This is a genomic window from Ignavibacterium sp., assembly GCF_025998815.1.
GTDB lineage: Bacteria > Bacteroidota > Ignavibacteria > Ignavibacteriales > Ignavibacteriaceae > Ignavibacterium.
In genome coordinates this window covers 241491-255160 of record NZ_AP026678.1, presented here as the reverse complement: position 1 = coordinate 255160, position 13670 = coordinate 241491, and the positions used below count along the sequence as shown (strand labels likewise).

General features: G+C 34.9%; 7 protein-coding genes. 2 read left to right on the top strand and 5 right to left on the bottom strand.

Annotated elements, in window-relative coordinates; genetic code table 11:
* Nucleotides 1–70: 70 nt before the first annotated feature.
* The gene (gene murQ / locus Q0X14_RS00970) at nt 71–1012 is read right to left on the bottom strand and encodes an N-acetylmuramic acid 6-phosphate etherase (RefSeq protein WP_297841211.1); all 942 of its coding nucleotides are present in this window, start codon (nt 1010–1012) and stop codon (nt 71–73) included.
* Nucleotides 1013–1155: 143 nt separating this feature from the next.
* On the opposite strand from murQ, the gene Q0X14_RS00965 reads away from it, so the two are divergent.
* A complete protein-coding gene (locus tag Q0X14_RS00965) occupies nt 1156–3519 on the top strand; it encodes a glucosamine-6-phosphate deaminase (RefSeq protein ID WP_297841208.1) in 2364 nt (787 codons plus the stop codon).
* A 40-nt stretch (nt 3520–3559) separates the two neighbouring features.
* Complete coding sequence (locus tag Q0X14_RS00960; RefSeq protein ID WP_297841205.1) at nt 3560–4687, top strand: dipeptide epimerase; 1128 nt, start codon at nt 3560–3562, stop codon at nt 4685–4687.
* A 64-nt stretch (nt 4688–4751) separates the two neighbouring features.
* Here Q0X14_RS00960 and Q0X14_RS00955 read toward each other — a convergent pair whose 3' ends face one another.
* From Q0X14_RS00955 to Q0X14_RS00940, 4 genes are all read right to left on the bottom strand, one after another.
* On the bottom strand, nt 4752–4907 hold the full coding sequence (locus Q0X14_RS00955) for a hypothetical protein (RefSeq protein ID WP_297841203.1): 156 nt from the start codon (nt 4905–4907) through the stop codon (nt 4752–4754).
* A 62-nt stretch (nt 4908–4969) separates the two neighbouring features.
* Nucleotides 4970–7957, bottom strand: a complete 2988-nt coding sequence (locus Q0X14_RS00950; RefSeq protein WP_297841200.1) for a fibronectin type III domain-containing protein — start codon at nt 7955–7957, stop codon at nt 4970–4972.
* 122 nt (nt 7958–8079) lie between these two features.
* Nucleotides 8080–10476 (bottom strand): family 10 glycosylhydrolase, encoded by a 2397-nt coding sequence (locus Q0X14_RS00945; RefSeq protein ID WP_297841197.1) that lies wholly within the window; start codon nt 10474–10476, stop codon nt 8080–8082.
* 146 nt (nt 10477–10622) lie between these two features.
* Nucleotides 10623–13523 carry a T9SS type A sorting domain-containing protein gene (locus Q0X14_RS00940; protein ID WP_297841195.1) on the bottom strand — a complete coding sequence of 967 codons (2901 nt, stop codon included), beginning with the start codon at nt 13521–13523 and terminating at the stop codon, nt 10623–10625.
* Nucleotides 13524–13670 lie beyond the last annotated feature (147 nt).

The following is a 13670-nucleotide window of genomic DNA, read 5'->3' as shown; positions in this document are numbered from 1 at the left end:
TTTCAAATAATTTTTGAATTATGCGAATCTATATATTCAGATGGAAGTAGAATAATTATCAAAAGAATATTTAAATCTCTTTTCCTAATTTTAACTCGATTGCTTTACGAACAAATCCATCTGCCTCTTTAAGTAGCTTCTGTGCTTCTGGAAAATCTACTTTTGCTTTAATCATAACAAGTGCACTTTTAACATGATAATTTGCTAACTCAAGATATTTTGTTGCTTCTTCATAACTAACACCAGTAATTGTCATAACAATTCTCTTTGCCCGTTCAATTAATTTCTTGTTAGTCATCTGTAGGTCAATCATCATATTTTCATAAGTCTTACCTAATCGAACCATTGCAGTTGTAGTAATCATATTCAATACAAGTTTTTGTGCAGTGCCGCTTTTCATTCTGGTAGAACCCATAATTACTTCCGGACCAACATAAGGACAAATTGCAACATCAACTTCTTTTATGTTGAAATGCTCTCGCGGATTTGTTGTAACAAATAAAGTTTTAGCTCCAAGCTCTTTCGCTTTTTTTACTGCTCCAACTACATAAGGAGTTCTTCTGCTTGCAGCAATTCCGCAAACAACATCTTTTGAAGTTACTCCGGCAGCAACTACATCTTTAGCTCCGTTTTCTTCATAATCCTCAGCACCTTCCTGCGCACGGAACATTGCTTCCTTTCCTCCGGCAATGTAACCTTCAATTAATCCATAAGGAGTTCCGAAAGTTGGCGGACATTCAGAAGCATCTACAACTCCTAAACGACCACTGGTTCCGGCACCAAAGTAAAGTAATCTTCCACCGTTTTTGATAGCGTGAACAACAATTTCAACTGCCTCAGCTATATAAGGAATTTCTTTTTCAACAGCGAGTGGAACAAGCTTATCTTCTTCATTAATAATTTTCAGAATCTCAAGAGTAGGTAACTTGTCTATATTCATTGAGCGTGGGTTTCTCTGCTCAGTGGTGAGTTTACTTATCTCTTCAAAAATTTTTTTTGATTCAGATGACATTCTTTATCCCAGGAAATTGAAATTAAATTTCACAACAAATATAAAGATTAAGCTATTTAATATTGCCTTTTTTGACACTTCTCACTCAATTTTTTCAATCATAAATAAGCTTGGTTATATTTGGATAGCTTAAAAAGAAATTAATGTCTCACAAAAAAAGAAATATCACTGCCATGCTTTCAAAAGTAGAACAATACTATCTCGATCAATCTGGTCGTGAACTAATCTATAAACCAACAGAAAAAATTCCTGTTATTCAGGTTCCAAACTTTCCTGAACTGGGTAAAATGACAGCGCTTCGATTTATTGAGTGGATGCAGGAAAATCCTGGTGGAGTCATTTCTTTACCAACCGGAAAAACTCCTGAGCATTTTATAAAATGGGTAGCTCATTTTCTTAAAAACTGGGATAAAGAAAATGTTGTTAACGAATTAAAAAAAGTTGACCTCGATCCTGGAAACAAACCTGACATATCAAGTTTCAGATTTGTTCAGATTGATGAATTCTATCCGATTGATACTAATCAGCATAACAGCTTTTACTATTACATTCAGAAATTTTATTTCAGTAATTGGGGACTTGACAGAAACAAAGCTCTTTTCATGAATATCAATGAAATTCCTACGCCAAATAATTTAACACTTGACGAAATTTTCCCTGATCAGGTTGTAGATTTATCATTGCGAACAAGATGGGCTAGTACAACTCTCGAAAGACTGCAGAAACAAACCATTGAAATTGTTGATCAGTTCTGTACCGATTACGAAAAGAAAATTCGTGAGATGGGTGGAATTGGATTCTTCCTTGGAGGAATTGGTCCTGATGGTCATATTGGATTTAATGTAATGGGAAGTGATCACTATTCTACTACCAGATTGATTCCAACTAATTATGAGACACAAGCAGCAGCAGCAACAGATTTAGGCGGAATTGAAGTTGCAAAGAAGCGCCTCGTTATAACAATAGGACTTGAGACAATTACATATAACCCGGAAGCAACTGCCATTATTATTGCTGCCGGTGAAGCAAAAGCAAACATAGTCCGGGACTCAATTCAGAATGAAAGAACAAATAAATATCCGGCAACAGTTCTTCAGAGATTAAAGAATGCAAGATTTTATCTTACAAACGGAGCAGCTTTCAGATTAATTGAGCGAAGATATTTTGATGTAGCAAAGGAAGACCCGATTTCTCAGGTTTCTGTTGAAAGAGCTGTAATAAATCTTGTTGTGGACAAAAAGAAATCCTTGCTCGAATTAACAAAGGAAGATTACAACTCAGATAATCTTACCAAACTTGTTTTAAGTAAAACCGGAAAAACTCCAAAACAAATTGGTCAGGAAATTTATAATTCTATAATCGAAAGACTTGCGCGTGGAATGGCCCCTGTATCAAATCAGGTTATTCTTCACACTGGTCCTCATCACGATGATATTCCACTTGGCTATCTTCCTTACATAAATCATCTTGTAAGAGACCCGAGTAATAAACACCATTTTGTAACTATGACAAGTGGATTTACTGCAGTAACAAATTCATATATGCTTGGTTTGCTTGAAGACCTCAAAATATTTCTCCACAACAATGAGTTCAGAGAAAGATTTAAAGAAAGATACTTCGATCCTGAATTCAGAGAAGGAAAAGACAAAGATATTCACTTGTATCTTGATGGATTAGCAGCGCACAGCAGAACAGTTCGTAAAGAAGCTGTTTCAAGAAGACTACTTAGAAATATGATAGAGATTTATGAGGAAGATAACATAAACTATCTTGAAGATCGTGTTGATGAACTGATTAATTATTTCAAAACTCAGTATCCCGGAAAGAAAGATATTCCACATGTTCAGAAATTAAAAGGAATGATGAGAGAATTTGAGGAAGAAATAGTCTGGGCATTTTTCGGATTCAATACAAGTTCTGTAACACATATGCGATTAGGATTTTACCAAGGAGATATCTTTACTGAAAATCCTGAAATGAATCGCGACGTTCTGCCAATACTTGAATTGCTAAAACAAATTAATCCAACAATTGTAACTGTTGCATTAGATCCTGAAGGAAGCGGACCCGACACACACTACAAAGTTTTGCAGGCAACATCCGAAGCACTTAAACTTTACGAACAGCAAACCGGAAGAAGTGATATAAAAGTCTGGGGCTACAGAAATGTTTGGTATCGTTTCCATCCTGCTGAAGCAAATGTTTATATTCCGGTAAGTCTGAACTCTATGGCAATTATGGAAAACACATTTTTGAATAGTTACGGCTCACAAAGAGATGCAAGTTTTCCAAGCTGGGAATATGATGGGCCTTTCTCACGACTGGCTCAGAGAATACAGGTTGAACAATATGAAACAATAAAAAAATGTCTTGGCAAAGATTTCTTTATAAAGCATGAGCATCCGAGAGTGAGAGCAGCATACGGAATGGTTTATCTTAAAGAATTAACTTTAAGTGAATTCTATACTCATTCGATGGAATTAAGAAAACTTACGGAGAATTATTAGAGTATATTTTAATTCAATTGCTCAAACAAAAGAGTAAAATATGAAACAGAACAGAAGAGATTTCTTAAAGACAACTTCCCTGCTTACCGCAGCATCAATAAGCGGTTTAAGTTCAAAATCTTTTGCCACAAACTTTATAAATAGCAAAGGCACAAAAATGAAATTCTCATTCAAACCATACACACTTGAACTAAAACATGTATTTACAGTTGCAGTAAATTCAAGAACTACAACTCCTGTAATGTTAACCGAAATTGAATACGATGGCGTCAAGGGATACGGCGAAGCTTCAATGCCTCCATATCTTGGTGAATCACAGGAAACTGCAACAAAGTTTTTATCGAAAGTTAATCTTGAGCAATTTGATGATCCTTTCGAAATAGAAAAAATACTAGAGTATATTGACTCAATTGATGAGAAGAACACAGCAGCAAAAGCTTCAGTTGATATCGCTTTACACGATTTGGTTGGAAAGTTAATCGGCAAACCATGGTATAAAATCTGGGGATTCGATAAAACAAAAACACCATACACAACTTTTACAATTGGGATTGATACTCCTGAAGTTGTCAGACAGAAAGTTAAAGAAGCCGATGAGTTTAAAATTTTGAAAGTGAAACTTGGTCGTGAAAATGATCGTGAGATGATTGAGACTATTCGATCAGTTACTGATAAACCATTAACGGCAGATGCTAATCAGGGTTGGAAAGATAAAAACTACGCGCTGGAAATGATTCAATGGCTAAGCGAGCAAAATGTATTGTATATCGAGCAACCGATGCCTAAAGAAATGATTGATGAAAATGCCTGGATAACCGAAAGATCACCAATACCTGTTCTGGGTGATGAATCAATTCAAAGAATTCCTGATTTAATCAAAATGAAAGATGTTTATTCAGGTGTTGTAATAAAATTAATGAAGTGCACAGGAATGCGTGAAGCTTATAAAATGATAACACTTGCACGTTCACTTGGAATGAAAGTAATGCTTGGTTGCATGACAGAAACATCCTGCGCAATTTCTGCAGCAGCACAACTATCTCCTGAAGTTGATTGGGCGGACCTTGATGGAAATCTCTTAATTAAAAATGATCCGTTTGAAGGCGTGAAAGTAATTGACGGCAAAATTACTTTGAATGACTATCCTGGAATAGGACTGAAAAATTAAAAAAGATGTCACACTCTGCTTAAACTAAAGGATTGGCAAAGTGTGACATCATTTTTGTTAAAAATCAGAATCCTGCCTGAATATCATCAAAATGATTCCAAGCACCAGTGTAAGCATCTACAAACCAGGGCAAACCACCACAGAAGAAATCAAGTACTCCCCACCAAAAACCAATTTTAGGATAAACCTTTACAAGTTTTTCGTTATCTCCCGTTTTCAATAAAAGAGTATGTGCCCGATCGCTTCTTAAATAAATAAAATGAAGATTTGATTATTTATGAATTATTTAACTTCAAGGTAATCCAATACTGCTTTCATTACTTCATTTCTTTTTGTTTCATCCAAAATGGTTTCAAATGGAAAGCCGAACACAACAACACCCCTGCCTTCGTTAAAACCAACCGCTGCACTGAATTCATTTTCAGTGTATCTTAAAAGAATTTCACTACCGTTTATCGGACCAATTTCATCGGGTGCTTCTACTTTATAAATTTTCTCATTATACTCTGTATTGAATTTTACTAAAGAATTTTTGTTCAGGAATTTTTCATTTACCGAATAAACTTCACCCCTTCTTGAAGCAAAACCGGTTTTTAATTTTATTCTGAGTACTTCATTGGCAAACTTAATACCAACGCTATCTGCATCAGTGTATAGGTCACTTCCGATATATGAACCGCTCATAAACACCTTTCCACCAAGCTGAATATAAGTTCTCATTTTTTCTTTCAGCGCATCCAGTATAGTTTGATAATCTATTCCTTTAGGACTGTTTAATTTGGGTGGTAATGTTTTCTTTTCTTCTCCGAGAATAAAATCAACAAACGGATATTTAGTTAATGATAATTTTCCATCCCAAACACTTTCATCACTAACACTGCAGAATGAAAATCCGTTATTTAGCAAAGCTTTTCCGTGAGTATACGAGAAATCAAAAGTGTTACCTGCTATGATTTTTGTTTCGTGATCAGATGCACTTGCACCGTGTCCGGGATTATCATCTGTCTCCCACTTTGAATCAGGATCGAAATTAAACTGAACACCTGTGTAGCCAAAATCATACATATACGGAACACCTTCATCAATAATGTTAAAGAAGCCCATAAACTCTGGAGATTCAATCGAAGCCGGTGGTGATACTCTGTCAAATCCATTAACAATTAAAACCGGTTGAGGATTCTTTTTTGAAATTCCAACTGATAAAATTTCTGATGGAAAACTTTCACCGCCTTTATTTAATGCAGTTACTTTGAATGAATAAATTTTGCCGGCTTCCAAATTCTCAATGATAACTGAAGTGCTGTCAATTAATCTTCCGTTATCAAATCCACCGTCATCTATTCTTGTATAGACTATATACTTTTCAGGAACAGCAGTTGGTTCAAGCGGATCTTCTTTTGGTTGCCAGCTAAGTTTTACTTTATTTTCAATCAACTCAGCAGCAAAATGAGTAACAGGTAATGGCTGAACTACATATTCATAGTTATATTGATAAGCCAGAAATTTCAGAATGCCTTTATAAATAGCTCTTGAAGCATCAAATTTAAATCTTGGATCAAGATGAAATTTCATATCAAGAAAATTCTGATGCGAAAGCAATTCAAGTAGCATCGAGGGAAAATTTGGTCTGGCAGCTTCGCTATACATTGCATCCATAAGTTGTCTTCTTGTCCAGGCAGAATCATAAAGAGTTTTTAAATCTTCAACAATTTGAGTCTGAACAATATCTGCTAAATCGCGATTCGCAAGTCTGGAAACACCATCAGGAAAAACATCAAGCGAGTCCAAACCCGGAGTACTATAAATCATTAGAGTACCGATTACAGTATCATTTCTTGTTATACCTGCATCTGTATGAAAAGCAAGAGAAACATCAATAGGAATTCCCAATCCTTTTTCATCCCGTTTTCTGTTTGGTCCATAAGGTTTTCCGAAAAGATAATTTCCATACTCAGCTCTCGACTGATAATCATCTTTATAATCATCTGCACTTTTATTCAAGTTATACACAAGTGTGTCAGGCATTCCGGCGAATTGAAGCCAATATCTGGAACCTTCAATAAATTTTGCCCGCTTGCTAATCTGACCTTCTCTTTCAACAATTCCAATTCCTCCACCAAAACGAACAGCATCACCTGAAACAATTTTTCCTGAAGAATTTGCTTTGTTGGATAACATCACAAACTGATTTTTATCTTTTCCTTTTCTGAATAAAAATTTTCCAAGATGAATCCACGTTCCGCCACCAATCTTCTGATTAATTCTGAATTCAGTTTTACCACCAGCGTGAGAAACGATATAAATTGTTTCATCATTACTATCTTCAAATGATTGATATGAAATATAAACTGTGTATTCTCCTGTTTCGGGAATATCCGGAGACCATTTAATTGATGCAGTTTCAGTTGTGTCTGTTTCAATGTATTTGCTTGTACCGAGTAGAAATGGATTTTCACCTTCAACCAATACTTTTTTCTTTAGTGCAAATCCTGTTTCATAGGTTTTCCATTTTAATTTTTTATTCGCAACCGATTCTACATAAGCTGGTTGCTTATCAACATCATTGTCAATGATTACTTCATTTGTCTGAGTATCTCTTTCTCTCGGCACAAATACAGTTGCGCCGGCATTTTCAAGCATTGGAATAAGAAATGGAATCGTAAAACTCAGTGGTCCTATATCTTCAACTGTTTGGAATAATCTGGCTCGCTGCCACATCCATCTTTTCTCCTGATTGTTGTAATACCAACCGTGACTATGCCAGAGGAGAACATTTTTATCATTCAAACCATTTGTAATCTGATATGGCTTGCTGAGATTTTTAATGACAGGATTTTTCTTTTCTCGCGGAAGCGGTAATCTTGCTTTGTCAATTTCAGTTTTTGATGAGCGATAGTAATTCGGAATAAGCTCATCTAGCGGATATTTCTCAACATAAAAATCAAAACCATAAAGTGAATATTCTTCTCCGAAAAAACTCTTTACTGAATCTTTAATTGCAGCTACATTTTCTTCTCTCAATGGTATTGATGCAAATTGTTTGTTGAATTTGAAAATTATTTTTTTCTCAACATCATCATAAAAGATTGAATCAATCCTGCCTGATGAAGGAATTCCAAAATATTTTCTGAAAGTCGGATAATATTCCTTAAACTCATTAGTCTTTAGATTGAATTCTTCTTCGTCTATGGTTTCTTTTACAACTGCGCAGGCATTCCAGAGAGTAAATGAAATGATGAGTAAAGTTGAGTAGTAAAGAAATCTTTTCATAAAGATATCCTTTTTAGGTTTTGATTCCGAAATGAACAGATTTTTATTAAATAAAATAATGCTTCCGGCTTATAAACAGGAAATGAAATCCAAAAAACCGGAAGCATCATTTGATAATTTAGTTAACGAAGCAAAATCATTTTTTTTGTTGAACTGAATTCTCCCGCTGTTAATCTGTAAAAGTAAACTCCGCTCGAGAGATTGCCTGCAATAAATTCAAATTCATACTCCCCTTCAGGCAAAAACTGATTATCAACTAATCTTCCTACTTCCGAACCAAGTGTGTCGTAAATTTTCAGAGAGACATATTCTGATTCAGGAAGAATAAATTTAATCCTTGTTGATGGATTGAAAGGATTTGGATAGTTCTGCTCGAGTTTAAATGATTGAGGATTATAAAGCTCATCATCTACACTAATTGGTGCAACAGTTTTGAATCGCCAGATTGTTGACCAGCCACTCGAGCCATATTGATTGATTGCTCTAACTCTCCAGAAATAAAATGTATTTTGATTTAAACCACTGATGTGATAAGTAGTATCCGATACAACAGTATCAACGATGATTGTATTTTGTGCAAAATCAAGTCCTCTTGCAACCATCAAATGATAAGATTGTGCTGTGTTTGATGATAACCAGTAAAGAATAGTATCAACAGGAATTTCACCAACATTGTTTGGTGGATAAAATAAAGAAGGTGCTTGTGGAAATCCGGTTGTAAATGAATAAGTAGGAGAAAAATCACTTGCTCCACCTGCATTTGAAGCATTTACTCGCCAGTAATATGTGGTCAGACCATTCATTCCGGTTATAACTTTGAATGAGTCCGTCAATCCTGCCTGATCAACTAAAATTCCTGTTGAAAAATTTGGATCAGTAGAAACCTGAATTCTGAATGATGAAGCAAGATCAGGGAAATTCCATCTTAAAGTTATTGTATCTCTTTGATTAGTAGCTCCATTGGATGGAAAAATTAAAGTTGGTACCGGCGGCGGTGAAACATAAAGAATATTACTCATCACGCTTTCATTATAATTTCTGTCAAGAGATGTAACTACGAAATAATATGGACCAGTCGGATTTGGCGGCTCACTAGGAACACTTTGTCTGAACCCTTCAACTCCAAGAATTCTGGATGAGTTTTCCAAATCGCCTTGCTGAATGTTTGAAGTTTCAAATCTGTAAACAATGTATCTTGTTGCAGTATCACCATCACTTGCAACTAAAGGAACATCCCATTTTAATCCTGCCTGTCCATTTGCAAGTTTTTCAAAACGTAAATTTCTTGGTGGATTTGGTGGAACAACATCTTTCCAGTTCATTGTAGGAAGTATTGCAGTATAACGATACAAATCTGTTTTCAAAGTATCAGTAACACCTTTGAAATTTGAAACAAAACTTTTTGCACGGAAGAAAACTCCACCCTGAACTTTAGGATTTGCTCTATCGAATCGTATCTGGTTAGGAATTTCACTTGCAGTCCAGTTTCCGGAACTTGGATCAACTCTGTATAATGCGTGTCCGGGATAATAATGTCTTCCGTGAGCATAAACAGAATCTCCCCACCATGGCTGAAGTTTTGCATAATCTTGTCCGCCACCAAAGGGCCAATAAAGCTGAGGAGTAAGGTAATCAATTGATTGCGCACGAAGCCAGGCAAGTGCATCAGCATAAATTGTTGCATACGCATCCATTCCTGTTATTCCGGGTGGATATCCTGGTCTCCAAATTCCAAACGGACTTATTCCAAATTTAACCCAGGGTTTAACAGATTGTATTCTGTTATTAACCTGAGCAATCATTATGTTAACATTATCACGACGCCAATCTTCTTTGTTGGTGAATCCTCTTGGATCTGCGGCGAATGCTGAATCATCGAGAGCATTGTTTGTCGCATTGGCAGTCATATTATTTGGAGGATATGGATAGAAGTAATCATCGAAATGAACACCATCAACATCATAGCGACTAACTACATCGTAAATAACATCAGAGATATAATTTCTTACTTCCTGCAATCCCGGGTTCAGAAATCTGAAAGAACCAATTCTCAACACCCAATTTGGATGAGCATTGACGACATGATTTGGAGCTAATGGATAACTTCCAACACTTCTTTCTGCGCGATAAGGATTAAACCAAGCGTGTAACTCCATTCCTCTTTTGTGCGCCTCTTCGATCCAGAATTCAAGAGGATCAAAATATGGATAAGGAGGATTTCCCTGTGAACCAGTCAACCAATATGACCATGGGTCATAAGCGGAGCTATACAAAGCATCGCATTCGGTTCTTATCTGGAAAATAATTGTATTAACTCCTGCACTTTTTAATTGATCGAGAAGATTAATTGCTTCCTGCTTTTTCTGGTCAGTTGAAATTGTCGGGGATGATGGCCAATCAAGATTCGTAACAGTTGCCACCCAGGCAGCTCTCAATTCTCTCTTAGGTGGATTGGACTGAGAGAAAAGAAAGTTTGTCAGCAAAACATTAAATGCAATCAGGTAAATAATACTTTTCATTTTTACTCTGTGATGTTAGTGAAATTACTATTGTAAATTTAATCAACTGCGGTTGGAATGAAAACAGAAATCGGAAAGAAATAAGAAAATTGGTTAAAAATTTGCTAATTGATAAATACTTTTTATTTAATGATAACTACTTTCATTTATTTAATTACCACACATTTCTTCGTTGATATAAAACCTCCTGCAGTTATTTGATAAAAATATACGCCACTCGATAAGTTGTCTGATTTCATTATAACTTCATATTCACCTGCAGGCTTGGTTTCATTAATTAATGTTACAACTTCACTTCCGGTAATATCAAAAACTTTTAACTTAACAAATTCTGTTTTAGGAATCTCAAACCTGATTCTTGTTCCATTGTTAAACGGATTTGGGAAATTCTGATAAAGTTTATATTCAGTTGGTAAAATCTCAATCGGAGGAATTCTTTCTTCATTTACAGGAAAATTTTTATAAAAACGAATTGCACTCTGAGTATTCTTTTTCATCTCAGTTATTGAATCAAGTGAATCAACTCCACGACCAGCAACATAAACTCCCCAGATATCAACAGGTTCATCTTTCTTTAGTTGAAAAAATCCTGTAGTTAATAAATACCGGATGTCACTTGTAGTGTTCATTACCCAACCATCGGGAATAACAGGATTGCCTGAAAAATGGAAAAGGGGATTTATTTCATTACAATTATAATTTCCATAGACAGTTCCAAAGAGATTATTGCATATATCGATGTAACTTCCTGCATTCATAAATCCTTGTTGATTTAATCTGAAATTTGCTTGGAAATGCATTGAGTGAAGTATTAGGGCAAAACTTGAAAAGAGTTCAGAGTTTTTTGCTCCAATAATTTTTTTCGCCGGTATCAGTGAACCATTTTTAAAGACTGCTGTATCAACTGCAATATCAATGGTTTCATCAAATATTCCATTACTATTATTATCAATAAAAGTTTCGCCCGGAATAAAGACAGGCGGACCTTGCAGCAATGCAATTCCGCTTGCCGGCGGGTTTAACCCAAAATTTGGATCTTGCTGACTATAACAATAAGCAAGATTCAAGGTTGTATCTGTGCCCATATAGTCATTCTGATATTCAGTATCAATGTCAGGATCTGCTAAGAATGAGAATAATACTGAATCAAGAACCTCACTGACATTTCCACGGTTTATAATTCTGTAACGGATATAAATTTTTTCATCCGGCTGATTGTTTTCATTTTTATCAAATGAAAAAACAGACTGCTGAATTTCAATGCCTAAAGGTTTCATTGTATCATTCCTTCTAAAAAAAGATGGAACTGCATCATTAAAAACACACCAGGTAGTAACATCACCAAGTATTTCCGGAGCATCTTCATCTTCATCCCAAATTCCATTATTATTTTTATCAACCGGATTATAGACTCCGTCGAAATCTCCGTCATAAAATGGAGCATTTAACATAGTTGCATATTTATAAAGCTGCCAACTTTCACCAAATGGTGGATCATCTGCTCTGACGATGTAAATTTGATTTTTGGGATCATCCTGTGAACCATTGACTATACCAGGTATATAATCCTGAAATCTGGATGGACTGAAAACTAAACTTTCAAACAAATTGCTATTTTCATATCCTGTCAATAAAAATCCTCCACTAAATAAAACTGTACTTTCATCAAAATTCCCAAGAGGTGGATTAATATCTGCCAAAATTCCTGAATTATTAAATGATAATTTGAAACGATTATTTGTTAGTGAGCAGACCGTCATTTGGTAGTCGATTGGCACGAAAAGATTATTCACTTCGCTCTTTGTTTTATTTCCGGAAAGATCTTCCGCTAAAACAAAATAACTTGCTGCATCACCTTTCTGGAATTTCCTCATTAAAGTTACTGTGTAAATTTTATCAAATTGCCGTTCATCCCCATCAAAACCTTTGTCATTCATAAAAACTTCAACAGGTGCTTCATTATTAAACTTTAAATTAAGCTTTGCATATTTCAGAGGTTCATCATCATCAATCTTTGCAAAGAATCTGAGTGCATTTATGTTTTCGGGATTCTCACTTTCAGGTTGAATATCATAAACGAACGGAGGTGTATGTTTATCAGAAGCAGTTAGTAAAAATCCAAAATAATAATCAGGAAATTCTTTTTCTCTTTTCGATGAGAATGATAAAATGAAATCATTTTTCGCCGCTGTGAGTGATAATAAATTATCATCACCTTTAAACTTTGTTATCGATGTGAGTGAGCTCCAGGTGCTTCCGTAATCTACACTTGTTAAAATCAGGATATCTTTCTGTTTGAATTCTGAGAAAGGTGTGGAAATAAATTTTTCCAATGCAAGTATAATTTCACCGGAATCATTTTGTTCAGCTACAAATCGGGTACTATCGGGAATTCCAGTTAAAAGAGTCTTAGGCACTTGCCAATTAATCATATCATCACTGAAAGTGTAATAGAGATTTTCTTCATTTAGTTTAGTGAATGCAAGAAAATATTTATCGTTTTTTAGCTTTAATATCTGAAACGAATTAACCTCAGAATAAATTGTATTTGCCGGTAATGACCAATTAATTAAATCGCTGGAAGTGAATGCATAAATATTGTTTATACTCGAATAAAAAATTCCTGCACCGTTGCCGAGTTTCCTGATTTGCAGGTTTGATGTGCCTGTATTTATCTGGAAGCTTTTTTCGAAAACATTTCCATTAATATCATAAGTTTTTATTTTAAGCGAACCTAATAAAATATAGCAAATGACTCTCCTGTTATCATCTGTATGTAGAACATCAAACTGATTCCATATTCCCAAATATTCCGGAGAGGACCAATTCTTACCTTTGTCATAACTTATAGAATGATAACCTTGATTACCGTAACGAAAAAAAGAATAATAACAATGAAGTGTATCTTTTGTAGCGTTTGACTGTGGGAGTATTTTACCTTCAGTGAGGCTGTAATTTAATTCAAATGGAATTTTTACAAATGAAAATTCCTGAGAAAATGCAATAGTAAAGTTCAGGAGGGATATTATTATGAATAATTTTTTCATAAACACCTCAGTTAGTTAGTTTGACTGAGATTTTTCGAAATTAAAATGCACTAAAAAAATCTAAGTGTCAAGCAATAAAATTATTTCGTTCAAATGATTTTGATTGAAGTGTTAGTTATTAATATCGTGAATTGAAGAAATGATATA

Excerpts from the sequence above, each read along its gene's own strand:
- murQ (WP_297841211.1), bottom strand. The coding sequence starts at position 1,012 with ATGTCATCTGAATCAAAAAAAATTTTTGAAGAGATAAGTAAACTCACC.
- Q0X14_RS00965 (WP_297841208.1), top strand. The coding sequence starts at position 1,156 with ATGTCTCACAAAAAAAGAAATATCACTGCCATGCTTTCAAAAGTAGAA.
- Q0X14_RS00960 (WP_297841205.1), top strand. The coding sequence starts at position 3,560 with ATGAAACAGAACAGAAGAGATTTCTTAAAGACAACTTCCCTGCTTACC.
- Q0X14_RS00950 (WP_297841200.1), bottom strand. The coding sequence starts at position 7,957 with ATGAAAAGATTTCTTTACTACTCAACTTTACTCATCATTTCATTTACT.
- Q0X14_RS00945 (WP_297841197.1), bottom strand. The coding sequence starts at position 10,476 with ATGAAAAGTATTATTTACCTGATTGCATTTAATGTTTTGCTGACAAAC.
- Q0X14_RS00940 (WP_297841195.1), bottom strand. The coding sequence starts at position 13,523 with ATGAAAAAATTATTCATAATAATATCCCTCCTGAACTTTACTATTGCA.